This window comes from Agreia sp. PsM10 (assembly GCF_030433855.1).
Taxonomy (GTDB): Bacteria; Actinomycetota; Actinomycetes; order Actinomycetales; family Microbacteriaceae; genus Agreia.
In genome coordinates, this window is record NZ_JARUXC010000004.1 from 175,394 (window position 1) to 199,400 (window position 24,007).

Sequence of the window (24,007 nt, forward strand, 5' to 3'; positions counted from 1 at the left end):
ACGGGCAGGCGTTCCCTGAGCTTGTCGAAGGGGGTCTAGAGAAGTTCGACCAGGTCGCGGTACGGGTCGAGCGCCGCGTCGGCCGGGTCGAGCTCCGTCACGAGGACGCCGATCTCGTGCCACGCGAAGCCCACCGCGAGGGCCTGCTGGCCGAGCTTCGACGAGTCGACGAGCAGCACGATCTCGCGAGCCCTCTCGGCGAAGGCCCGCTTCACCTGGCTCTCCGCGAGCGACACCTCCGAGCTTCCGTTCGGCGCATCCAGAGAGTAGGCCGACGCGAAGAACCGGCCGTAGAGCATGGACTGCGCACTCTGGCATGCGATCAGCCCGACGAAACTTCCGGTGCGGTCGTCGAGCTCTCCGCCGACGAGAATCGGCGACACCGCCTTGTTCTGATCGAGGGCGGCGAAGTTCTCGTAGCTGTTGGTCGCGACGGTCAGTGGGCCGGTCGGTGCGAGGTGGGCGGCGAGGCCTCCGGCGGTGGTGGATGCGTCGACCGCCATCGATCCTGCGCCAGGGAGAAGAGCGGCGGCCTTCTCTGCGATGCGTGTCTTGGCGGCGAGGCCCGTTGCCCGGCGCTCGCCGAACGGCCGTGCGTCGAGGGCCGGAACGGCGCCGCCGCGCACCCGTCTCGCGAGGCCCGCCGCATCCAGTTCGTCGAGGTCGCGGCGCACGGTCATGACGCTCACGCCGAGCTGTTCGGCGGCGGCCTCGAGCCGAACCCCGCCCTCGGAGCGCAGGGTTTCGAGCAGCGCATCGCGCCGGGCCTCGGCGCCGAAGCTGCGAGTCGTCGCCATGGTCGCCTCCTGTGTGAACTCGGCTGTGTTATCTCACATAAAGTAACACGGCTTCAGGAGTGGCGATGGGTGTTGCCCAGCGCGACGGATGTCACCGGGCGACCGGCAACATCCGTCGCGTCGAGCAACACTCGCGACCGGTGCTAGCCGACCTAGCCGAGCTCGTCGATCGCGTCGGTGATGAACTGCGCGACCTCGGCCGGCTTGGTCTGCATGACCAGGTGCGGAGCATCCAGCTCGATCACCTTGCGAGCGCCGGCTCGCTTGTATCCGAAGCGCTCGACGTCGGGGTTGATGGTGTGGTCTGCGCTCGAGACGATGCCCCAGCTGGGCTTGGCTTTCCAGGCGGCCACCGGCGCGGTCTCCGAGAAGGCGACGGCCGCGAGGGGGCGCTGTCCGACGGCGAGTACGCGCGCGGTGTCGGTGGGAACGCCGGCGGCGAAGATCTCGGGGAAGGCATCGATCTTCACCGAGACGTCGGTTCCGGGCTCCGCGCCCTCGATGGGGTACGGCGAGTACACGAGGTTCGCGGCGAGCGGCGAGTCGGGGAAGCCGCCCTGCAGCTGGCCCAGGCTCTCGCCCTCGTCGAGCGCATAGCCCGACACGTAGACGAGGCCGATCACGTTCTCGGCGACGCCCGCGACCGTGATGACGGCTCCGCCGTAGGAGTGGCCGGCGAGGATGACCGGTCCGTCGATCTGCTCGACGAACGACTTGATGTAGGCGGAGTCGCCGATCAGGCTGCGGTTGAACACCGGGGGAACGTGCACGGTGTAGCCCTGGTTCAACAGCGCGAGGGTGACGGGCGCCCAGCTGGCGGCGTCGGCGAATGCTCCGTGCACGAGCACGATGGTGGGTTTCGTGGACATGATCTTCTTCCTTATTTCTGAGGGGTGGTGTGATGCGCGGATGCGCCGATGGGAAAGTCAGGCGCCGGCCGGGGTGCGGCGCAGCAGGTAGGTGTGCTCGCCCGAGAGCACGATCTCGGAGCGTTGGTTGTGCACGGTGGCCGAGGCGGTGACGATGCCGTTCGGGCCGTCGGGGGCAAGCGAGGTGATGCGCAGCTCGGAATAGAGGGTGTCGCCGGCGTGCACCTCGCCGAGGAACTTCGCACTCAGGCCGGTGAAGGCGATGAACACCTCTCCGATCACATGCGGGAACAGGGTGGCGCCGGGAGCCGTGAATGCCAGCACCTGCAGGCCGTGCACGACCGGTGCGCTGTGGCCGTGGGCCTTCGCCCAGACGGCGTCGTAGTGCACCGGGTGATTGTCGGCCGAGACGGCCTGAAACGCGGATGCGTGCGCGTCGGTCAGCGTGCGGCTGGGCGCACGGAACACCTCCCCGACGATCAGCTCTTCGAACGTTCGGGGCGCGACGATGGCGAAGTCGAGCGGGTCGAAGTCGTCAGGGGCGGAGGCGTGGGTGGTGGAGGCGTCAGCGGACACGGTCTGTTCCTTCTTTCGTGGGGGTCTTCGGGATGTGACGAGGCACGGCGACCGAGACGAGGTGCTCGACCGTGGGCGGGGAGGCCGACAGCCGGCGCGCGGCGTCGACGATCTCGGCGTCGTACCCGGTCGTGCGGGTGTGGTGCTGGCTCAGGTGCTCCCGCCAGGTGCCGACCTGGAACGCCTCGATCAGGAATCCCGGATGCTCGCGGTCGTCGTAGACGTTCCAGGAGCGGGCGCCCGTTCGACGACGGCTCTGCTCGACGGCGCGCATCGCGTCGAGGAAGGCGGCGCGATCGGTGTCTGCGATCTCGTAGCGCACGATGACCAGCGTCGAGCCGGCCGGGTCGAGCGGGTGCGCGGCCGGCGTGGCCGCATCCGGAACCGTGGCCGAACCCGAGCCCGAGCCTGTGCCCGAGCCCGTCTCGGGGCCGGCGTCGTCGTCGCCCGGCAGCGGCGTCGCGATCGGCGGAACGTCGGTCAGGGGCATCGCGGACGACGCCCTGCTCTTGTCGGCGGTGGAAAGGAAGGGCCTCGCGAGCAGCAGGGCCGCGCCGAGCACCACGACCACACCCGCTCCGACCATCGTCTCGGCCGTGCCGAAGACACCGCCGAGCGCTCCGATGACCGCGGCGCCGAACGCCGTGCCCCCGAACAGCACCAGTTGATAGACGGATAGTCCGCGGGTGCGCACCCATCCGGGCAGGAAGGCCTGCACCGTGCCGTTCAGGGTGGCGATCACGCCGATCCACGACAGCCCCACGAGAACGAGCACCGGCAGGGTGATCCACAGCGTCTGCGACAGGGCGGTCGCCGCGATGCCGATGCCGTAGGCAGTGCTCGTGACGACGACGAGGCGGGAGGTGCCGAGGGCCGCCCGCGCCTTCGGAATGACGAACGCGCCCGCTATCGATCCGATGCCGAGCGCGGCGAGGAGAACGCCGTACCCGTTGGAGTCGAGCCCGAGGCGGCTGCTCGCGAGAACGGGGAGCAGTGCCCAGAGCGCGTTGGCCGGAATGATGAAGATGAGCAGCTGAAAGTAGATGCGCCGAACGACCCCGGCGTGCAGCACGTAGCGCAGGCCCGCGCGGGTCGCCGACATGAAGGGCTCGCGGTCTCCCTGCGGCGGCGTGTAGCCCTTGAAGAGGATCAGCGCGATCAGCAGTCCCGCGAAGCTCAGGGCGTTCAGAGCGAAGACGAACGGGATGCCCCACGATCCGATCACGACGCCGGCGATGGCCGGTCCGATGGCCCGGGCCACATTGACGCCGATCGAGGAGAGCGAGGCGGCCTCGCCGACCAGGGGTTTCGGCACGACTCCCGGAACGAACGCCTGATACGCGGGCAGCTGGATGGCCGACGCGACGCCGAGCGCGAAGGTGAAGGCCAGCAGCAGAGTCGGTGTCATCACTCCGGCCGCGGTGAGCACGGCCAGCCCGGCCGCCACGAGCGCCTGCGCCGACTGCACCCCGATCAGCAGGTGCCGCTTGTTCGCGAACTCGCCGAGAACGCCCGCGGGGATGCCGAACAGCAGCACGGGGGCGGCCGCGGCGGTCGAGACGAGCGCGATGATCGCGGGCGACGCGTGCTGTTCCACCAGAAACCACTGGGCGCCGACCGTCTGCATCCAGCCGCCGATGTTGCTCACGACATCGGCGATCCAGAGCCAACGGAAGATGGCGACGGCCAGCGGGGCGAGTGCTCCCGGAGCCTTCGCCGTCGTCTGACCGGTGTCGAGCGGAGAGGTCATGACTGCCCTTCTTTCGACAGCCGCTCTGTCGCGCGAATCCGGCTGTCCGAGGTCGAATGCGTCGAGACTACGACCGCGAAGAGAAAGCAGGCTAGTAACGCTGGGGTCAGGGCCGCTCGGTCGCTGAAGGCGACGGCACCTGCCCCACCGATCAGGCATCCGCCGAGGAAGCCCGGAAGCAGCGGCCACGCGTCGAGCCAGCGCGCGCGTCGTGATGGCCATGAGTGACGTTCCCTTCGCTGAGCTAGCTGACATATGCGCTGTGAGCCGGTGATCTCACTGTGCTCCGGCCCTGGGAAGTGCTGCCGAGGCCTGCGCCTGAGACGTCGAGTCCTGCGTAAAAAGCCGATTCCTCGACAAACGAAGGAGCACCGCTTCGACAGAGGACGCATGATTGAGGAACGGTCAATCCACAATCTCGAGGGGGGTCACGCGGTGCTTCTGCCATCGAACGACTCCTGTGTGCTGGTGCAGATGTCGGCGAAGACTCTGCGCGAGGTACCCGCATACCGGCGCATGTCGCGGCGCTCGTTCGAGGGGCTCGCGATGTCGCGCATCGCCTCCGTTCCTCAGGCGGTCACGGCGCACCTCGACGAGGTTCCCGCCGGTCAGATCGAGAGCGCCCAGGTGCAGCTCGTGCACTCGGGCCGGCTGATCCTCGATCAGGCGGATCACCAGACCGAGGTGCGGGCGGGCGAGCTCGTGGTGTACGACGCGTCGCGGCCGTTCTCCTTCGTCTACCCCGACGAGTTCCGAACGACGATCGTGCAGATCCCCGCCCACGCGCTCGGGGTGACGAACGGCGAACTGCTGACGATCTCGGCCGGCGCCGTGTCGCGCAGCTCGGCCAACGCAGGTGTGCTCGCCGCCCTGTTGAAGGCGGCCGACACGAACTACGACGGCCTCGGCGGGAACAGTCGGCGGGCCCTCTCTCGAACGCTGGTCGACGCCGTGCGCCTGGTGGCCGCAGAGCACACGGACCGGATGTCGACGGTCGACGACAACCGGGTCGCCTTGGCCTCGGCCGCCCGGTCGTACGTCGCCGCGCACGTGCACGACCCCACCCTGTCGGCGGTCGTCATCGCGGCGCGCATGCACGTGTCCGTGCGCACCCTGCACGCCGCCTTCGAGGACGAGCCCGAGACGCTCGGCCAGGCCATCCGGCGTTCGCGTCTCGAGGCGGCGCGCACCCTGTTGGCGACGACGTCGCAGACCGTGCGAGCCGTGGCCGAGAGCGTGGGCTACTTCGACGTCACCCACTTCATCCGCGTGTTCAAGAATTCCGAGGGCGTGACGCCCGCCCAGTGGCGGCGTCGGCAGGTGGGCGGCAGCGGGTCGGGGCTGCTCTCGTGACGAAGGGCGGGCTGGTTACCGAGACCGTCGAGATCGTCGTCGAATCGGATGTCGAGGGTTCTCGAGACGGCGGCAGGGCGTCGATCCGCGTGCGTGGCGCTCGCGTCACGCTGCGCGTGCCTGGGTCGGTGTCGGCATCGGCGCCGGAGCCTGCGTCGGCGTCTGCTGGATCGACCGTCGCTCGGGTGGAACTCCTGTGGCTGACGCCGGCGGAGACCGAGGTGCTCGAGCATGGCGGTGCGATCGACGCGACCCAGGGGCTCGGGGCCGTGCTCGCTCCGCTGCTGATCCGGCTCGGCGGCGCGCAGGATGATCGTCGGAGACTCGCGATCATGGCGCGCGGGTTGCTGTCGGCGATCGCGGCCGAGCGCGCGGTCTCGGAGGATCACGACGTGACCGCACGGCAGAGGCTGGCGGTGCTGGCCATGCAGCTGGTTCACTCCCAACTCGAGGATCCGGGCCTGTCGAGCGCCTCGATCGCGCAGCAGCTCTCCGTGCCGCTTCGCACCCTGCAGGATGCGTTCCGCTCGTCGCCCGCGTCCCTCGCGGAGTCGATCCGGCTGTTGAGGCTGGAACGGGCGTGGCTCGACCTTCATTCTTCGCCCGGAGAGTTTCCCCTCGACGTGTCGGCGCTGGGCGCGAGGTGGGGCTTCCGCGGGCGCGACCATTTCGTCCGGGCCTTCGAGCGGCACTACGGGGTGCGCCCCGAGCTGGCTCGCGACGCGTCACAGAGTGCTGTTCGGGTATGAGATCCGCGCGTTCTGTGACAGGTCGATGGGTATCGGCGGTGCGACGTTGCGGCTCACCTGATCGAGGAGCGCGCGGCGCGCACTCGTGCGCAGACGGCAGTATGGATGCATGACGTGGCGAGAGAGACTCGGTCGCGCGGGTCGTCCCGTCGTCCTGTCGATTGCGCGAGTACTCCGCGGCGACTCAGAGGCGGGGAATTCTCCGGTGCAGGTCACGCCGACGCCGTCTCCAGTTCGGCCGGCCACCCCGGCGATACAGCCCGAGCCTGAGTCCGGGTCCCCGAGCGAGGTGCACGCATGGTCGTTGCCTCCGTGGGGGCTCCTGCCCTCTCAGATTCCGCAGCGGCTCGAGGTGCTGCCAGGTCCGTCATCGCTGGAGCTCTTTCGCCGATCGCGCAGGATTGCCGCCTGGGGCTTCGCGTCGTATGCCGTTGTCGTGGTCGCGGCGTTCATCATCGTCGGCAGGCCGGGGCCGGTTACCCTCTTCGCCCTGGTCGCGCTGGTCGTAGGGGGCGCGGCGTTCGGGCTGGTCGGGCCGCCTTATGTGGAACGCATCAAAGACGAGCATCGTGAGGGATACACGGTCTGGCGCCAGAACACGCTCTGGAAACCGCAGGTGGATGCCGCGACCGGCTTCGTAATCAGGCCGGCGGGGGCTCGCGCGCTCTCCCTGCAGGAAGAGGCCGTGGCTCTGAAAAGAGTGCGTGAGATAGCGCGCTACCTCGACGAGCGCTGACGAGTCGGGTTTGGGATCGCGCCCATGTTGCCCAGCGCGACGGGTGTTGCCGGGTGACCGGCAACATCCGTCGCTGCGGGCAACAGACGCGACGTGCGAAGCGGGTTAGTGGGCCGCAGGGACCGCGTCGTGCGGGGCTCCCTCTGACTGGGCGGGTGCCTTTACGAAGAAGCTGATCACGATCGCGGCGAGCGAGATGAACGCGCCGTACATGATGGCCGCGTGGATGCCTCCGGCGGTGTCGACCGCGCTCGGTGCGCTGCCACCCGAGAGGGCGATCGCCCGTGCGGACATGACGGACACGAAGAGGGCGGTTCCGGCTGCCCCGGCGAGCTGCTGCACTGTTCCCACCACGGCACTGCCGTGCGAGTACAGCTTCGGAGTGAGCGACGCGAGGCCCGCGGTGAACAGGGGCGTGAACAGCAGCGCGAGGCCGAGGCTCATGCCGATGTGCGCGACGAGCACCCAGCCCCATGCTGTGGTGGCGGTGAAGAGGGTCATGCCCCAGAAGGCGGCGCTCACGATGATCGATCCCGGAATCAGCAGCACTCGCGGCCCGAAACGGTCGTAGATGCGGCCGACGAACGGCGCCAGGATGCCCATGAGCAGCCCGCCGGGCAGCAGGAGCAGGCCCGTGGAGAGGGTGCTGAGGCCGAGGACGCTCTGCGTGTAGATCGGCAGGATGATGAGGGTTCCGAAGAGGGCCATCATGCTGATCGCCAGCATCGCGATGGCCACCGAGAAGGTGCCCGAGCGGAACACGCGAAGGTCGAGAAGCGCCTTCTCGCGACGGGCCAGCGAGACCTGGCGCAGGATGAACACGGCCAGCGCCACGATGCCGACGACGAGCGGCAGCCAGCCGGGCATCGCGCCCTCAGCGCTTTCGCCGCCGAGGGAGCTCAGGCCGTAGACCAGCCCGCCGAACGCGAAGGCCGAGAGGATGACCGAGAAGACATCGAGGGGAGCCTTGCGCGGCTCGGTGACGTTGGGGATCTTGAGGAAGCCGAGCACGAGCGAACCGACGGCGATGGGCAGAACGATCCAGAACATCCAGCGCCAGTCGAGCACGCTGAGGATGAGCCCCGAGATGGTGGGGCCGATGGCCGGGGCCACCGAGATGACGATCGAGATGTTGCCCATGGTGCGGCCGCGGGTTGCCGGGGGAACGAGGTTGAGCACGGTGGTCATGAGCAGCGGCATCATGATGGCCGTTCCGCTGGCCTGGATGACCCGGCCCGCGAGCAGGACCTCGAAGCCCGGAGCCATGGCCGAGATGAACGTGCCCGCGCTGAAGAGCGCCATCGCGGCGAGGAACACCGGCCGTGTGTTGAAGCGCTGCAGCAGGAACCCGGTGATGGGAATGACCACGGCCATGGTGAGCATGAACGCGGTGGTCAGCCACTGCGCGGCCTCGGCGGCGATGTCGAGGTCTGTCATGAGCACGGGCAGCGCCACGCTCATGATCGTCTCGTTCAGGATGACGACGAATGCCGACACCAGAAGCAGCGAGATGACGAGGCGGTTGCGCCCGGCGAGCGCGGGATCTTCGGCCCAGGGCGACGCGGGTGCGTCGTGCGACCCCGAAGCGGTGGACGGCGCGACGGCCGGTACGGAGTCTGTGGGCGGTGCGAGGCGATCAGTCACGAGAACTCCAGGGCTGAGGGGAAGAAAGAAGAAAGGCAGCGGAGGCGAGCGGAGCAACGGCTCGCGGAATTCGCTTCATCGGGAGAACCTGCCTCCACTCTCCACTATTCCTCCGACACTCGAAAGAGTTCGAACACGAACGCGCCCGCCCGGTGCATACGCGCCCTGTCGAGGGGCGGCGGATGCGCCGAGCGGGCGCGGATACGGTGGGATCAGCGGGTCGCTACGCGCCCCAGCTCGCCTGCGCGCCGACGCGCTCGGCCGAGATCTTCTCCTGGTAACCGGATGCCTGGAACGCGGCGATCGGATCGGCCGGAAGACCGCGCGACTCGCGCCACTGCGCCAGCGGACCCCGGACATCCGTGTAGAAGGCGTCCATCAGAATCGCATTCGCGCCGAGCACGTCGTTGGACTCCTGTGCCGCGGTAAGGGCGGCGCGATCGACGAGCAGTGCGCGCGCCGTCATCTCCTGCACGTTGAGCACCGAGCGCATCTGGCCGGCGATCTTGGCCTCGATGTTGTGGCACTGGTCGAGCATGAAGGCCACGACCGAGTCGGGGCCGTAGCCGCCGCCGCGAATGACCTCGTAGAGGATGCGGAACAGCTGGAACGGGTCGGCCGCGCCCACGATCAGGTCATCGTCTGCGTAGAAGCGCGAGTTGAAGTCGAACGAGCCGAGCTTTCCGAGGCGCAGCAGCTGGGCCACGATGAACTCGATGTTGGTGCCGGGCGCGTGGTGACCGGTGTCGAGGCAGACCAGGGCGCGCTCGCCGAGCGCGGCGACCTGGGCGTAAGAGGTTCCCCAGTCGGGAACGTCGGTGTGATAGAACGCCGGCTCGAAGAACTTGTACTCGAGAACCAGGCGCTGCTCGGCGCCGATGCGGTCGTAGATGGTCTGCAGCGACTCGGCGAGCCGGTCCTGGCGGCCGCGGATGTCGTCCTGCCCCGGATAGTTGGTGCCGTCCGCGAGCCAGATCTTGAGGTCTTTCGAGCCCGTCGCATCCATGATGTCGATGCACTCGAAGTGGTGGTCGATGGCCTTCTGGCGCACGGCCGGGTTCGACGAGGTCAGCGAGCCGAACTTGTAGTCCTCGTCCTGGAACGTGTTCGAGTTGACGGTTCCGAGCTCGACACCGAGGTCGTTGGCGTAGGCGCCGAGGGCGGCGTAGTCGTCGACCTTGTCCCACGGGATGTGGATGGCCACCTTCGGGGAGAGCCCGGTGTACTTGTTCACCTGCGCCGCGTCGGCGATCTTCTCCTCGGGGTTGCGGGCCGTGCCCGGGGTTCCGAAGACGCGGAATCGCGTGCCCGAGTTGCCGAACGCCCAGGAGGGGAGTTCGATCGACTGCCCCTCGAGCTGCTGGGCGATGTCGCTGAATTGCACCATTGGAATTCTCCGTATTTCTTAAGTCGTGCGAGCCGGCCCACCTCGGGCCGACGCCCAGATGAATCGATTCAATTGTGTCTAGATTAGTTGCTGGGTAGAGCTTTTACAATCGATGGGCGGCGGCCAGCTGGTCTGCGAGGTTGAATACTTCGGGGATGTAGTCGAAGGCCTGGTCTGCGGGCACGTCGAGATCCACGAAGTTCTCGGCCATCGCCGCCTGCCAGCGTGCGTTCACCTCGGTGCCTGCCATCCCGTCAAGCGACGCCTGAAGATCGTCGGTCTCGAAGTAGCCGATCACCAGACCATCCGGCCGCAGGAAGATCGAGTAGTTGCGCCAGCCCGTCGCATCCAGCGCCTCGAGCATGTCGGGCCACACGGCGGCGTGCTCCTCGCGGTACGCCTCGATGCGGTCGGGCTTCACCTGCAGTTGAAAGCAGACGCGTTGCACAGTCATAGGGCTCCCTCTCTCAGCGCCACGCGGGCAGGGCCCGCATGTCGACGTGTCGGTGCTCGATTCCGAGAAGGCTGGCGGCGGCCCGGATGTCTGCGGCCCGGTGTCCGACACAGAGCGCCCAGTGATGGCCGATTCCCGTCTGCGACCACTCGTCGACCCACTCGCCGGGGTCGCCGCCGAAGTCGACGCGGGAGGTCGTGTTGCCGATAGCGAGTAGCGGACCCGGCTTCACGACGCCCTCGCTGGTGATGAAGGAGTAGCTGCCATCGGCATCCTGACCGATGCCGAACGTGGTGACCGGGCCCTGCTTCACATCGAATTCGACCGAGACGCCGTAACCGCGCTTGCCGTGATAGATGCCGAGGCCGCGCAGCAGCGGGTCGCGCTCGGAGACCTGCAGGTGCGCGGGGCCGTCGTGACCCATCTCCACCACGTCGTCGACGAAGTTGAGCGCCTGGATCTCGGTGAACGAGCCTCCGGCGCCGATGGTGTGCGCAGCGAGCATGGCGAGGCTGGTGCGCAGCTCGTACTCGCCCACGAACGGGATGCCGCGAGCCGTGAGCAGGGACGAGCCCAGGATCATGCCGGCGCCGAGGCGCTCGTGCTGCTCTCCCTGCAGGCCGCGGTGGTAGTAGGCGGCCGAGTCGAGGTCGAAGTCCTCGACCAGCCGGTCGAGTCCGACCGAGACCTTGGCGCCCCACGAGAAGTCGTCGTCGTTCACGGAGTCGTCGATGGTGAACAGGCGCCGGGCGAGCTCCTTGCGGTCGGCGACCTGCGCATCCGTCACCTCGTCGACCCGCACCCTCAGGTCGTCGAACTCGAGAACCTCGACGTGCGAGCCGAACTGCGTCGAGACGAGGGTGAGGTCGGTCGACACGTCGAGCATGCCGGGATAGAGGTGGCCCATCAGGCCGTGGCGGGCGTTGCGAAGGACGCCGCGAACGGCAGCGGCATGCACCCACTGGGTGATGCGCGCCCAGGCGGACTCCTGCTTCAGGTGGCCCGAGACGCTGCGAAACGGGATGCCCGCCCGCTTGAAGACATTGGCCACCTCGGGCACCGGGCACTGGCCGCAGTAGGCGAGCCACTTGCCGGTGTCGAAGTTGGCGTGGTCCATGGCCTCGGTGGGCTGCAGATCGATCACGAGCACGGGGGTCTTGGCGCGCTGGGCGATCGGCAGAACCATCGACGAGGTCAGGTAGGTGGTGAGGAAGATGACGATGAGGTCGCAGTCGGCGACCCGCAGTTTCTCGGCCGCGACCGTGGCCTCCTGCGCATCCGATACGAAGCCCACGTCGATCGTCTCGGCGTCGAGCTCATTGAAGCGGCCGGTGACGTAGCGGCTCGACTCCTGCAGCTGCGGGAGGAGCTCGGGGAACTGGGGCCAGTAGGCGGCGAGGCCGCCGGCGACGAGGCCGATGCGGGTCTGGCGGTGCTTCTTCGGAGGAAGGAGATCGTTCATGGTTCCGTCCGTTCTGGTGATGCGGGGAGTGATCTCGATACGGCGCTCGTTCCTCGCGCCTACTCGATCAGCGCACACGCTGCGCTGATCGAGTAGGCCGCCCGCGGCCGTATCGAGATCGAGGGGGTGACTACTTCTTAGAAGTCGTAGTCGTCGATGTTGTCGGCGTTGAAGCGGGTGGGCGGTCCGACGATCGCGACACCGCCCTCGCCGACCGTGATCTCGCCCAGGTCGCCCGCGTCGAAGGTGTCACCCTCGGCGCCGGTGATGGTTCCGTCGACGAGCGCCTTGCCGGCGAACGCGGCGACGTAGCCGAGCTGTGCCGGATCCCAGAGAGCGAACTCCTTCACGGTGCCGTCCTTCACGAACTCGCGCATCTCGTTCGGCAGTCCGAGCCCGGTCAGCGCGACCTTGCCCTTGTAGTCCGAGGTCGAGAGGTACTTGGCCGCGGCCGCGATGCCCACCGTCGTGGGCGAGATGATGCCCTTGAGGTCGGGGTACGACGAGAGCAGGCCCTGTGTCTCCTGGAAGGACTTGTCGGCGTCGTCGTCTCCGTAGACCTTGGCGACGAGTTTGATGTCCTTGTAGTCGGGGTTCGAGGCGAGCTCCTCCTCCATGTACTTGATCCACTCGTTCTGGTTCGTGGCCGTGGCCGTGGCCGAGAGGATCGCGATGTCGCCGGCTCCGCCGATCTGCTCCGAGATGATCTCCAGCTGGATCAGGGCGACGTCTTTCGCGACGACCTGGCTGATGAAGATGTCGCGGTAGTCGGGGTTGGTGTCGGAGTCGAATGCCACGATCTTGGCGCCGGCCTCGCGAGCCGTCTGCAGCGACGGGCCGACGGCATCCGGGTCGTTCGCGGCGATGACGATGACCTTCGAGCCCTCCTGCGTGGCCTGCTCGATGAAGGGGATCTGAGCGCTGGCGCTCGCCTCCAGCGGGCCGAGGACCTGCGAGGTGAAGCCGGCCTCCTTCGCGCCGTCCTCTCCACCGCCCAGAACCACGTCGGTGTACGGGTTGTTCAGCTGCTTGGGCAGGAACGCCATCGTGTTGTCGCCACCGCCGCCCGCCGAATCGGTGCCGCCGTCGGTCGATCCGCCCGCGGCGCATCCGGTTGCCAGCAGCGCGACCGAGACCGCGACCGCGGCGACGGTTGCTGCGCGGCGACCGCCGCGCGACTTACGAGAAAACAACTCCATTGTTCTTCCTTCTTTCGTGTGATTTTGTGCGGACGCCTGGTGCTTTAGGCGTGGGGTGAACCAGAAGACGATGTCTGCTGGACGACTCGGTGAACACGGGCGAGCCGCAGTCGTTCGCGCGCCCACGAGACGATGCTCGGGGCCACGACCGACAGCACGAGCAGGCTTCCGGTCACGATGATGAGGGCGGTCTCGGGCACCTTCGCGAGGCGCAGCGAGTAGGTCAGAACGCCGATGAGCAGTACGCCTCCCACGACGCCCGGGATCGACCCCTTGCCGCCGAAGATCGAGACGCCGCCGAGCAGTACGGCCGCAATGACGCTGAGCTCCATGCCGGTTCCGTTGTCGGGGCCGGCGCTGGCCAGGCGCAGGGTGAGAAAGACGCCGACGATGGATGACACGACGCCGGTTCCCACGAACAGCCAGAATTTGGCCTGCCCCACCCGGATGCCCACGAACGTGGCTGCCTCCTTCGAGAAGCCGAGGGCGTAGAGGCCGCGGCCGAACGGGGTGAAGTGCAGCAGCACGGCGAAGAACGCGATGATGATGACCACGAAGATCATGACCACGGGGATTCCGGTCGCGCCGATCTTCGAGAGCACGAAGGTGTTGAGCTCCTTCGGGAAGTTCGCCACCTTCTGGTCGCCGATCACCACGAGGGCGAGTCCTCTATAGAGGGCGAGCGTTCCGATCGTCACCGCGAGTGACGGCAGGCCGAGGGTCGTGATGAGGAAGCCGTTGAAGACGCCGCAGACCACGCCGACCAGCACCGAGACCAGGATCACGATGCCGATGTCCCAGCCGGAGTCGCGCCACAGCACGCCCATGACCGCGCTGGTGAGGCCGGCGATGGAGGCGACGGAGAGGTCGATCTCGCCCGAGATGATCACGAGGGCCATGGGCATGGCGATGAGCAGGATGGGGATCACCTGAATAGAGAGGAAGCCCACGGTGAGGGTCGAAGCGAAGAACTTCACCGAGATCATCGACACGATGATCACGGCGACGAGGATGTAGATGATGATCGCGTCGCTGCCGGTGAGGCGCTTCGCGAGGCCGCTTCTGGCCTTGACGATGTTCGGGCTCAGTGTTTCAGACATCGCGGGACTCACTCACTCGAAGCTTGCGGGCATTGCGCACCGACACGGCGCGGTCGACGATGATGGCGGCGAGGATCAGCATGCCCACGAAGGCCTGCTGCCAGAACTTGTCGACCCGGGTCGCGGTGAGCGAGCTCGTGATGGTCGAGAGCAGCACGGCGCCGATCGCGGCTCCGAAGACGGTTCCCGTTCCTCCCGAGATCGCGACGCCACCGACCACGACGGCCGCGACCACGTCGAGCTCGAGGCCCGATCCGGTGAGCGCGCCGACCGAGTTGTAGCGCGAGGTGTAGAGCACACCGGCCAGGCCTGTCAGGGCGCCGGATGCGATGAATGCGGCGAGCACGCGCGGCCCGACGGCGATTCCGAACAGCCGTGCGGCATCCCGGTCGCTGCCGATCGCGTAGAGGTCGCGACCCGCCCGCACCGAGTGCATGAAGATGCCGACCGCGATGACGACCACGATGGCCACGATCGTGATGATCGGAATGCCGAGGAAGACATCCACGCTCAGGTTGCCGAACGCCTTGGGGTTGTCGCCCGAGAAGTACTGCTTCGATCCGGCCCAGCTCGTGAGGATGCCTCTGAAGATGTACATCGTTCCGAGGGTGATCACGAGCGCGGGCACTTTCGCGGCCGTCACGAGGAATCCGTTTATCGCCCCGAGAACGGCACCGAACAGCATCCCGGCGAGGAAGACGAGGGGGATGGGGACGCCCGGCCACGCGTTGAAGAGCGAGCCGGTGCCGAAGGCGACGAGGCCGAGGATCGAACCGATCGACAGGTCGACGTTCTCGGTGATGATCACGAGCGCCTGGCCGACCGCGAGGATGATCACGATCGTCGCGTTGAGCATGAGGTCTTTGACGCTCTGCGGTGAGAGGAACCGCGGGTTGATGAGCGTGGTGATGATGACCAGGGCGATCAGGGCGCCGGCGACCGGGATCTCGCGGGATCGGAAGAAGCCCCGAACGGCATGAAGCGGGCCGCCGTGGTCGGTGTGCACGGGTGGACGCGCGGTGTCGATGCTCACAGGGCACCTTCCAGGCTCGATGTGGCGGCGCTCATCACGCGTTCGGCGGTGGCCTCGGCGCGGGGCAGCTCTGCGGTGATGCGGCCCTCGTGCATGACCAGGATGCGGTCGGCCATGCCGAGCACCTCGGGCAGCTCCGACGAGACCATGATGATGGCGATGCCGCGGCCGGCGAGGTCGGAGAGCAGGCGGTGCACCTCGCTCTTCGTTCCCACGTCGATGCCGCGGGTGGGCTCGTCGACGATCAGCAGCGTCGGCTCGGTGGCGAGCCACTTCGCCAGCACGACCTTCTGCTGGTTGCCGCCCGATAGCGTCGAGACCGCGTAGTCCTGCGATCCGGTCTTGACCTGCAGGCGGCTCGACCAGTCTTCGGCGGTGCGGCGCTCGCGGCTGCCCGAGATGAGGCCGAAGCGGGCGAGCGACCTGCGCAGGGTGAGGGTGGCGTTCTTGGCGACCGAGAGATCCATGACGAGGCCCTGCTTGCGGCGGTCCTCCGGAACGAAGCCGATGCCGGCGGTGATGGCCGCCTGAGGGTTGTGCGGGGGGAGAGCCTTGCCGTGCAGGGTGACGGAGCCCGAGTCGTAGCGGTCGATGCCGAAGACCGCGCGCACGACTTCGGTGCGGCCGGCGCCCACGAGTCCGGCGAGGGCCACGATCTCGCCGGCCTTCACCTCGAACGAGATGTCGCGGAACGTGCCCAGCCGGGTGAGACCCTCGACTGACAGCACCGTCTCGCCGACCGGGGCATCCACCTTCGGGAAGAGGGCGCCGAGCTCTCGGCCGACCATCTCCTTCACGATCTGCGGGACGGTGACCTCGCTGGTGTTGTGCACGCCGATGTAGCGGCCGTCGCGCATCACGGTGATGCGGTCGCAGAGCGCGAAGACCTCTTCGAAGCGGTGCGAGATGAACAGGATGCCGGCGCCCTTGTCGCGCAGGCCGCGTGCGACCCCGAAGAGCCGGTCGACCTCGACGCCGGAGAGGGCGGCGGTGGGCTCGTCCATCACGAGCACCTTGGCGTCGAGCGAGATGGCCTTGGCGATCTCGATGATCTGCTGGTCGGCGATCGAGAGGCCCTCGGCGATGCGGTCGGGATCGATCGGCACGCCGAGCGTGGCGAAGAGCTCGCGGGCCATGCGGCGCATCTCGCCGCGGTTGATGAGGCCGGCGCGGTTTCGCGGCTGGCGTCCGATGAAGATGTTCTCGGCGACGGTGAGGTCGGGGAAGAGGGTCGGCTCCTGGTAGATGACCGAGACGCCGGCTGCCTTGCTGTCGGCGGGGGTCTTGAACGCGACGTGCTCGCCGCCGACCACGAAGTCGCCGCCATCCGGAGCGTGCACGCCGGCGAGGATCTTGACGAGCGTCGACTTGCCGGCGCCGTTCTCGCCGACGAGGGCGTGGATCTCGCCGGCTCGCAGGTCGATGGTTCCATCGGCCAGGGCGACGACGGGGCCGAAGGTCTTGGATGCGCCGGTGAGCGAGAGCGCGGGCGTACCGGATGCGGGGGTGCCCGATGGCTGGTGCGGCTCGATGCCGTGCTGGACTTCATTCGCCATGGGCTGGCGCACCTCCACGTTGAGGACGATTGAATCGATATAACTCGAATCTGTTGGAACCCTACGGCGACGGGAGCGGCAGCGTCAAGGCCGTTACCAGTTCGCAACCTTGTGCCGGGGCATCCGCTCTGTATGGTGGGGTGAATCGATACAAGGTTGTATCCCGATCACCCTCGTGTCCGCTGGCCGCCGTGCTCCCTGCGCGGTGTCGAAGAACCGCCTTCCGGAGGATGAATGATGGTCGCCGCCAATGTGCGTGACGTGGCCGCCCTGGCCCGGGTGTCGGTGGGCACGGTGTCGAATGTGCTCAACAGCACCAAGAAGGTCGCCCCCGGCACGGAGAAGCGTGTTCTCGAGGCGATCGAGACGCTGGGCTTCGTGCGCAACGACGCCGCCCGACAGCTGCGGGTGGGGCAGAGCCGCATGGTCGGAATGATGGTGCTCGACGTGGGCAACCCGTTCTTCACCGACCTCGCCCGCGGGGTCGAAGACACCCTCGCCCTCTCGTCGCGATCGCTCATTCTGGGCAACAGCGCCGAAGACGCGGCCCGCGAGGAGTCGTATCTGCATCTGTTCGAGGAGCAGCGGGTCGCCGGCCTGCTCATCACCCCGGTGAGCCGCACCACCGACCGGCTCGAGCGCCTGCGCCGCCGCGGAACTCCCGTAGTGCTCGTCGACCGGTTCGGCGGCATCGGCGACTTCAGTTCGGTGTCGGTCGACGACCGCAGGGGAGGACAGATCGCCCTGCAGCATCTGGTCGACATCGGGCGGGTGAGGCCCACGTTCATCGGGGGTTCGAGCGCCGTCGTGCAGGTGAGCGAACGCCTGCACGGGGCCCAGTCCGTTCTCTCCGAGGCAGGCATCGCACCCCTGCGCGTGATCGAGCGCCCCTACATGTCGGCCGACGCGGGGCGGGATGCGGCGGAGGAACTGCTCGCCCTCGACCCCTCCGAGCGGCCCGACTCGATCTTCGCGGCCAACGACCTGCTCGCCCTCGGGGTGCTGCAGGCGCTCACCCGTGCGGGCGTGCGCGTGCCCGACGACATCGCGATCATCGGCTACGACGACATCTACTTCGCCGCATCGGCCGCGGTGCCGCTCTCTTCGGTGCGCCAGCCGACCCGGGGCATGGGCAAGGCCGCCGCCGAGCTGTTGACCGCGGAGATCGACGGCACGGCCGGGTCGGAGTTCCAGCACGTCGTGTTCGAGCCCGAGCTCATGGCGCGCGAGAGCACGCGGGTGCCGACCTGATCGTCAGCGCCCGAACACCCGTCGAACCGCGTCGAGGTAGGCCATGCCGTGGGTGGTGTCTGGCAGCAGATACGAGCCCTCCGTCCACTCGTTCCACGCGTTGATGCTGACGATCGGATGCGGGCCGCCGTGTCGGTCGGCGAACGACTTCGCCTCGACGAGGCCGGCCTCGAACTGCACAGGCGACGCGTCCCACGTGGTGAGAAAGGGGTAGGAGCCGCGCTCGTAGGGCAGCTGCTGGGCGGTGCGCGGACTCGAGTCCCAGCCGACCGTGACGTTGGGGTGAAAGGGCACGGTCAGCGCGGCGGCGGCGCGCTCGTAGTCGGCGAACGCCTCCCGTCGCAGCAGGTCGGCGTCTCCGGCAGGAAAGTCGTGGGCATCGACGTCGACGTGGTGCATCCACACGTACGACGTGGCCGAGTCGAACGCGAGCCTCGTGACCAGAGACAGCGGATCGTCGACGACGACGGCGGTCGGCAGCACACCGAAGCCCCAGATCACCGCGTCGAGATGGATTCCGGGCAGGCCGCTCGAGATCGCCTCGGCGCGCAGCCAGTCGAGCGCGTCGACGGTCTCGGCCACGCCGCCGAGCCCGGCGATGAGAGAACCGATCTCGTAGACGGAGAGCCACGGCCTGCCGTCGACGCGCAGGTACGACGGATGGGTGAAGTACTCGGCGATGATGTGCCTGCCGAAGCGCTCGAAGGCCGCTCGGTCGATGGCTCCGGTAGCGAGTCGAGGGGGAGGCGCGTTTGCCGATACCGCCGGAAAGATGTCGACGAGCTCGTGGTTGGCCCACATCAGGGCGAAGGTCATATCGCCCACGTTGGGAGCCCGCAGCAGGCCGTCGCGCAAGGCTCCCTCGAGGTAGCCGCCGTCGTCGTACCAGTAGTAGTCGATCAAGAAGCCGTCGATGCCGTTCTCGGTCGCCAGCTCTATCTGCCGCGCTCCCACCTCGGGATCGGCCTCGTTCCATTCGCCGAGCGCGGGCACCCGCGGCTGCCTGTGGCCGGCGAAGCGGGGGCGCGCATCGCGCAGCAGGCTCCACTCGGTGAAGCCCTCGCCGAACCAGGCGGCGTTGCGCGGGTCGTCATGCCAGCTCGGAAAGTAGTACGCCAGCACCACCGGCCGTCGAGCGTCGCCGGCCCGCTCGCGTGGCGCGCTCATGCGTGCGCTCCGCTGTGCTCGGCGACGATGCCGGCGAAGCCGAGGCGCGTCATCCGCGCGTTCCTCGCGAGCTCGGTCGTGACCAGCGGCGCCAGCCGAACGGTGGTGCCGAACTCGTTGCGGCCGGCCACTCGCACCGCATACTCGCCCGGCGCGTCGCCGCGCTGCAGCACCGGATGCGACGGGTCGAGCACGAGGGAGCGGGCGCGCACGAGGTCTTCCGCGTCGTTCTCCTGCGCATTCGCGGCATAGGCGAGCTGTCCGCGAAAGAGGGTGACCCGGGTCTCGCCGAGCTCCGGTGCGCCCGACGTCGTGTTGCCGAACGGCGGCGTCGAGGCGGTTCCCGCGACATCGAACCACAGCGCGGGCGACACCTCCACGACGACCACCGAGTGCGCCTCGAGCGCGTCGAAGATCAGCCAGCCGGCCTCCAGGCGACCCGTCGAGAACGACACCGTCACGCTCTCGGGGATCCGCAGCCGCAGCCCGCTGCCCTGCGGCAGGGCGGCGCCCGGTCGCAGCTCGACGCGATCCCCGAACGGGTAGCCGCCGGCGACCTCGAGCAGCACGTCGCCATCGGCAGACTCGACCACGGCGTCGAGCGGCTGGCTCACGACCAACCCGCCCGACGCATCCACTCGCGCCAGCGACCGGCTCAGCGCGCCGAGCGCCTCGATGCCGTGGAAACTGCAGCACCACCAGGCCTCGGGCGCGTAGTCGAGGGCGAGCAGCGGGCCGTCGCCGACGAGCGTCTCGCAGCCGAAATGACCGGATGCCTGCTGCGCGTGGGCAAGACCGTTGAGGCCGGCCAGCCAGGCGCGCTCGCGAAATCGATCGAGGCCGGTCGCCTCGGCGAGTTCGAGACAGAGCATCACCCAGTCCGCGGTGCCGCAGCCCTCGGTGTTGATGTCCCAGGGCGCCGAGAGGCTCTCGAGGGCCGAGCCGCTCGGCAGCAGGAACCGGGCCGCCACCTCGTCGGCCAGCCTGCACACGGCATCGACCTCCGAGCAGTCGTCGTGGGCGACGGCGACCTCGAGGCGACCTCGCAAGAAGAGCAGGTACCCGTGCAGGTGCAGCCGATCGACGATCGCGGGAGCCGCCTCGACGAGCCGGCGGGCCGCATCCATCGCCCGGTCATCGCCGCGCAGGGCGGCGAACCGGCCGAGCGGACGCACCAGCGACAACGGGTCGAGGAGGAACTTGCGCGACGGTTCGCGCGAGAGCCAGTCGACCCAGCCGGCGGCGGATGCGACGGCGTGGCCCGCCAGACGATCGATCGCGTCGCCGAGACGGTCGGCCCTCTCGGCCGACACCCACGAGACGCTCGAGAGCAGGCCGTCGAGCAGTCGGCCGTGCCCCCACGCGGCGCCGTGATCGCGGGCCAGCGCGGGCAGCGCGGGGGAGCCGAACGAACCGTCGGGGTTCTGGGCGGCGATCACGCGGTCGAGAATGCGGTGCGCTTTGTCGAGGTCGACGGGCAGGCGTTCGCGGTGGGCCACGGCGACAGCGCCGAGGTAACGGCCCGACAGGTCGCCGCGGTAGTCCTGGAACAGGCGGTGCGCGTCCGGCCGGTGTTCGACATCCTGCACCACGAGGTCATCGCTGTAGGGCGTGCTCGAGGCGAGTTGAGCGGTCGCGAGACGCAGGCGTTCGCGAAGGATGCCCCGCGCGAACGCCTCGGCGCCGTCGCTCACTTGACGGCACCCGCCGTCAGTCCCTTCTCGAAGAACTTCTGCAGCAGCAGGTACGTGATGACGATGGGCAGGCATACCAGCACGAGGGCGGCGAAGATCTTGGGCACGTCGGAGCCGTAGGTGCTGGTGAAGAACTGGGGCACCTGGGTGAGCACCTGCAGGTTCTGATCCTGCAGGAACAGCAGGGGCAGGAAGAACTCGTTCCATGCCTGCAGGAACGCCCAGACGATGATCACCGCGGTGATCGGGCGCGAGAGGGGGATGACGATGCGCACCAGCGTTCCGAAGCTCGTGGCGCCGTCGATCTTCGCCGCCTCGATCACCTCGTCGGGGATTCCGTTGAGGTAGTTACGGGCGAGGAGCAGGGTGAGCGGAACCGTGACCGCGCTCAGCGGCAGGATCACCGCGAGGAAGTTGTTGAACAGGCCGAGCTGGCGCACGATGATGAACATCGGCACCATCAGGGCGATGCTCGGCAGCACGAGACCCACGAGGATCGCGTTGAAGAGAAGCTTGCGGCCCGTGAACTTGAGCTTCGCGAAGGCGAAGCCGGCCAGCATGGTCACCGCGTAGATGAGCGCGATGGTTCCCGCCGAGATCACCGCGCTGTTCAGCAGGAAGGTGAAGAACGGCGTCTGCGTGATCACGGCCGTGTAGTTGGCCAGTGGCCCCTGGCCCGAGAACGAGATCGCGACGATGGCCACGAGGGGGAACAGGAAGGGGATGACGAGCACCGTCGCCACCACCTGGTAGACGAGCCTCTGTCGAAGGGATACGCGTCCGAACATGATCAGTCCTCTCCGAACCGGTATGCCCGCATCTGGAATGCGGTGAGAGTGAGGGCGAGCACCAGCAGAACCATGGCGAGCGCCGCCGCGTAGCCGGAGTTGAACTGCTGCACGGCCTGTTTGTAGATGTAGGTGGTCAGGAACTCCGTGCTGCGACCAGGGCCTCCGCCCGTCACGAGGAACACGATGTCGAATGTCTTCAGGGCGCCGATCACGCCCGTGAGCGCGAGCGTCGCGTGGGTTCCCTTGAGCTGGGGGATGACGATGGACCGGATGATCCGCCAGGTTCCGGCGCCGTCGATCTGGGCGGCCTCGTAGAGGTTCTGGTCGATCTGGCTCACCGAGGCCTGGTACAGGATGAAGCTGAATCCCGTCCACTGCCAGATGTTGATTACGGCGAGGGCGATGAGTGCCGTCTTCGGGTCGGCGATCCAGGCGTTCGTGAGAACGTCGAGGCCGATGAATCGCAGGGCCTCGTTGACCTGACCGTCGGGGCTGAGCAGCTGACGGAACGCGATCGACACTGCGGCCGGAGAGAGGATGACCGGCACGAAGACGATGATCTTGTAGATGTTGCGACCGAAGATCGGGCCACTGAAGATGAGTGCCATCGCGAGCCCCAGCGCCATCTGCACGAGGATCACGATCACTCCGAAGATGGCGACGTGCGAGAGCGAGTCCCAGAAGATGCTGTCGCTGAAGATCTTCACGTAGTTGTCGAAACCCACCGACTCGGGGTTCGGGTCGATGCCGTTCCAGTCGAGGGTGGAGACCCATCCGTTGTAGCCGATGCCGAGGTAGACGACGCCCACCACCAGAATCAGGGCGGGCAGGACGTAGAGGTAGGCGGTGCGGCCGCCGCGTCGCTTCGGCCGCCGGGTGGGTGGATGCCCGTGGCCGCGTCTCGCACGCGAGTCGCCGGGGGTGCCGGTCCCGTCCTCCGGGTCGGAGGTGTCGAGGGTGGGGCTCATCGTCATTGACTTGTCGCCTTCGTCGGGTGGTGCCGTGGGGGTGGGGGACTGCTGGGGGAGGTCGAGGGACCGCGGCGGTGCCGCGGGCCGGGAGGGAGCCCGGCCCGCGACACCGCCGCTTTCGGGTCGGCGGAGCGCTACTTGTATGCGGCCGTGATCGCGTCGTCGACGGCCTTCGCGGCATCCGCCGAGCTCTGTTGACCAGAGGCGACGGCCGAGAGGGCGTCCCCGAGGGCGGTCTGCACGTCGGCGCTCGAGATCTGTCGGGCCCCGATCATGTCGGAGAGGGCCGGGCCCTGCGCCTCGAGCGCGGACTTCTGGGCGTCGGTCACCACGTCGCTCAGATCGAGCGGCACGGAGGAGAGGGCGGGCTGCTGCACACTCTTCGCCATGAGCTCCTGGCCGGCGTCGCTCGCGCTGAGCCACAGGGCGAAGGTCGCCGCGGCGTCTTTCACCTTGCTGCTCGAGGCGACGGCGAAGCCCACATCGGGACCGCCGAACATCGTTCCCGTCTTTCCGCCGTCGACGACCTGCGGGAAGAAGTAGGGCACGAACTCGGTGTCGGCGAGTGCGGGGTCGCCGTAGGTGTCGACGTACTGGCCGAGTCGTGTCTTGGTGGTGTCGGAATTCTGCCAGCTGCCGAAGGCGATCAGAGCCGCCCCGCCCTTGTGGAACGCGTCGTTGGCGTCGGGGTAGGCCGCGGCTCCGAGGGCGCCGTCCTGGAAGATGCCGTCGTCGAACATGCTCTTCCACACGTCGAACGCCTCGATGAACTCGGGGGTGTCGAACGAGGCGTCGCCGGCGACAGCGTCGTAGAAGTCGCCGGGCGCGATCTGGTTGATGATCGACTGGTAGACGTCGATGTTCTGCCAGGAGTCCTTCGCTCCCTGCTCCATGCAGTCCTTGCCCGCGGCCTCGACCGCAGCGCAGAACGTCTTCAGTTCGGTCGCGGTCGTGGGCACCGTCAGGCCGAGCGAGTCGACGAGCGTCTGGTTGGCCCAGACGAGGCCTCCACCCGTGATCATCCACGGGACGCCGACCTGCTTGCCGTCGACGGCGAGCTGGTCCGTCGCCGTGAGCTTGTCCGACCAGTCCGCGCCGACCGTCTCTTCGAGGTACGGGGTGAGGTCGGCGGAGAGCGGGGCGAACTGCTCGGTGAGCGCGCCCACCTGCGTGCCGAAGACATCCGGCCCCGAGCCCGAGGTCAGGGCCAGCTGGGTGGCGCTGGTGTAGTCGGCGAACTGGATGAAGCGGTGGTCGATCGTGATGTCGGGGTGTTCTGCCTCGAAGGCCTTGATATACGGCTCGGCCGTCGTTTCGTCGGGGTTCCACGACCAGAAGGTCACGGTGGTCTTGCCGTCGGTCGGGGTGTCGCCGCCGGTGCTGCACGCCGAGAAGGCGAGCGTTGCGGTGACGCCGAGGGCCAGCGCGAGCGCTGCCCGTCGTTTCGTGATGCGGGTGATTCTCATGG

21 protein-coding genes are annotated in these 24,007 nt (G+C 67.9%); 4 read left to right on the plus strand and 17 right to left on the minus strand.

What is annotated here, in order from left to right; all coding sequences use genetic code 11:
- Positions 1–35: 35 nt before the first annotated feature.
- From QCD70_RS06865 to QCD70_RS06880, 4 genes are all read right to left on the minus strand, one after another.
- Entirely contained in the window at positions 36–797 is a 762-nt protein-coding gene (locus QCD70_RS06865; protein WP_301214491.1) for a DeoR/GlpR family DNA-binding transcription regulator, read from the minus strand.
- Positions 798–949: 152 nt separating this feature from the next.
- Positions 950–1,666, minus strand: coding sequence for an alpha/beta fold hydrolase (locus QCD70_RS06870; protein ID WP_301214493.1), 717 nt, complete (start codon positions 1,664–1,666; stop codon positions 950–952).
- 57 nt (positions 1,667–1,723) lie between these two features.
- A complete protein-coding gene (locus QCD70_RS06875; protein WP_301214495.1) occupies positions 1,724–2,242 on the minus strand; it encodes a MaoC family dehydratase in 519 nt (172 codons plus the stop codon).
- Entirely contained in the window at positions 2,232–3,992 is a 1,761-nt protein-coding gene (locus QCD70_RS06880) for an MFS transporter (RefSeq protein ID WP_301214497.1), read from the minus strand. Before QCD70_RS06880 ends, QCD70_RS06875 begins: the two co-directional genes overlap by 11 nt.
- A gap of 435 nt (positions 3,993–4,427) precedes the next feature.
- Between QCD70_RS06880 and QCD70_RS06885 the strand changes: the two genes are divergently transcribed.
- From QCD70_RS06885 to QCD70_RS06895, 3 genes are all read left to right on the plus strand, one after another.
- The gene (locus tag QCD70_RS06885) at positions 4,428–5,345 is read left to right on the plus strand and encodes an AraC family transcriptional regulator (RefSeq protein WP_301214499.1); all 918 of its coding nucleotides are present in this window, start codon (positions 4,428–4,430) and stop codon (positions 5,343–5,345) included.
- The gene (locus QCD70_RS06890) at positions 5,342–6,094 is read left to right on the plus strand and encodes a helix-turn-helix domain-containing protein (protein WP_301214501.1); all 753 of its coding nucleotides are present in this window, start codon (positions 5,342–5,344) and stop codon (positions 6,092–6,094) included. The genes QCD70_RS06885 and QCD70_RS06890 overlap by 4 nt, the downstream gene beginning before the upstream one ends.
- A gap of 304 nt (positions 6,095–6,398) precedes the next feature.
- A complete protein-coding gene (locus QCD70_RS06895) occupies positions 6,399–6,830 on the plus strand; it encodes a hypothetical protein (protein ID WP_301214503.1) in 432 nt (143 codons plus the stop codon).
- A 105-nt stretch (positions 6,831–6,935) separates the two neighbouring features.
- Here the strand turns inward: QCD70_RS06895 and QCD70_RS06900 are convergent, their stop codons facing one another.
- The 8 genes from QCD70_RS06900 to QCD70_RS06935 form a co-directional block, all read right to left on the minus strand.
- Positions 6,936–8,474 (minus strand): DHA2 family efflux MFS transporter permease subunit, encoded by a 1,539-nt coding sequence (locus QCD70_RS06900; RefSeq protein WP_301214505.1) that lies wholly within the window; start codon positions 8,472–8,474, stop codon positions 6,936–6,938.
- Positions 8,475–8,697: 223 nt separating this feature from the next.
- Positions 8,698–9,861 (minus strand): L-rhamnose isomerase, encoded by a 1,164-nt coding sequence (gene rhaI / locus QCD70_RS06905; RefSeq protein ID WP_301214506.1) that lies wholly within the window; start codon positions 9,859–9,861, stop codon positions 8,698–8,700.
- A 103-nt stretch (positions 9,862–9,964) separates the two neighbouring features.
- Positions 9,965–10,315 (minus strand): L-rhamnose mutarotase, encoded by a 351-nt coding sequence (locus QCD70_RS06910; RefSeq protein WP_301214508.1) that lies wholly within the window; start codon positions 10,313–10,315, stop codon positions 9,965–9,967.
- 13 nt (positions 10,316–10,328) lie between these two features.
- Complete coding sequence (locus tag QCD70_RS06915) at positions 10,329–11,777, minus strand: L-fucose/L-arabinose isomerase family protein (protein WP_301214510.1); 1,449 nt, start codon at positions 11,775–11,777, stop codon at positions 10,329–10,331.
- 137 nt (positions 11,778–11,914) lie between these two features.
- On the minus strand, positions 11,915–12,976 hold the full coding sequence (gene rhaS, locus QCD70_RS06920; protein WP_301214512.1) for a rhamnose ABC transporter substrate-binding protein: 1,062 nt from the start codon (positions 12,974–12,976) through the stop codon (positions 11,915–11,917).
- A 44-nt stretch (positions 12,977–13,020) separates the two neighbouring features.
- Positions 13,021–14,076 carry an ABC transporter permease gene (locus QCD70_RS06925; protein ID WP_301214514.1) on the minus strand — a complete coding sequence of 352 codons (1,056 nt, stop codon included), beginning with the start codon at positions 14,074–14,076 and terminating at the stop codon, positions 13,021–13,023.
- Complete coding sequence (locus QCD70_RS06930) at positions 14,069–15,109, minus strand: ABC transporter permease (protein WP_301214516.1); 1,041 nt, start codon at positions 15,107–15,109, stop codon at positions 14,069–14,071. The genes QCD70_RS06925 and QCD70_RS06930 overlap by 8 nt, the downstream gene beginning before the upstream one ends.
- On the minus strand, positions 15,106–16,665 hold the full coding sequence (locus QCD70_RS06935; RefSeq protein WP_301214518.1) for a sugar ABC transporter ATP-binding protein: 1,560 nt from the start codon (positions 16,663–16,665) through the stop codon (positions 15,106–15,108). Before QCD70_RS06935 ends, QCD70_RS06930 begins: the two co-directional genes overlap by 4 nt.
- A gap of 237 nt (positions 16,666–16,902) precedes the next feature.
- Here QCD70_RS06935 and QCD70_RS06940 point away from each other — a divergent pair, with 237 nt between their 5' ends.
- Positions 16,903–17,916: a LacI family DNA-binding transcriptional regulator gene (locus QCD70_RS06940; RefSeq protein WP_367316703.1), complete on the plus strand. Its 1,014-nt coding sequence runs from the start codon at positions 16,903–16,905 to the stop codon at positions 17,914–17,916.
- A gap of 3 nt (positions 17,917–17,919) precedes the next feature.
- Here the strand turns inward: QCD70_RS06940 and QCD70_RS06945 are convergent, their stop codons facing one another.
- The 5 genes from QCD70_RS06945 to QCD70_RS06965 all read right to left on the minus strand — a co-directional run bounded on the left by QCD70_RS06945 (position 17,920) and on the right by QCD70_RS06965 (position 24,005).
- Entirely contained in the window at positions 17,920–19,083 is a 1,164-nt protein-coding gene (locus QCD70_RS06945) for a glycosyltransferase WbsX family protein (RefSeq protein WP_301214522.1), read from the minus strand.
- Complete coding sequence (locus tag QCD70_RS06950; protein WP_301214524.1) at positions 19,080–20,777, minus strand: hypothetical protein; 1,698 nt, start codon at positions 20,775–20,777, stop codon at positions 19,080–19,082. Before QCD70_RS06950 ends, QCD70_RS06945 begins: the two co-directional genes overlap by 4 nt.
- Complete coding sequence (locus QCD70_RS06955) at positions 20,774–21,565, minus strand: carbohydrate ABC transporter permease (RefSeq protein ID WP_301214526.1); 792 nt, start codon at positions 21,563–21,565, stop codon at positions 20,774–20,776. The genes QCD70_RS06950 and QCD70_RS06955 overlap by 4 nt, the downstream gene beginning before the upstream one ends.
- 2 nt (positions 21,566–21,567) lie before the next feature.
- On the minus strand, positions 21,568–22,542 hold the full coding sequence (locus tag QCD70_RS06960) for a carbohydrate ABC transporter permease (RefSeq protein ID WP_301214528.1): 975 nt from the start codon (positions 22,540–22,542) through the stop codon (positions 21,568–21,570).
- A gap of 131 nt (positions 22,543–22,673) precedes the next feature.
- The gene (locus QCD70_RS06965; RefSeq protein WP_301214530.1) at positions 22,674–24,005 is read right to left on the minus strand and encodes an ABC transporter substrate-binding protein; all 1,332 of its coding nucleotides are present in this window, start codon (positions 24,003–24,005) and stop codon (positions 22,674–22,676) included.
- Positions 24,006–24,007 lie beyond the last annotated feature (2 nt).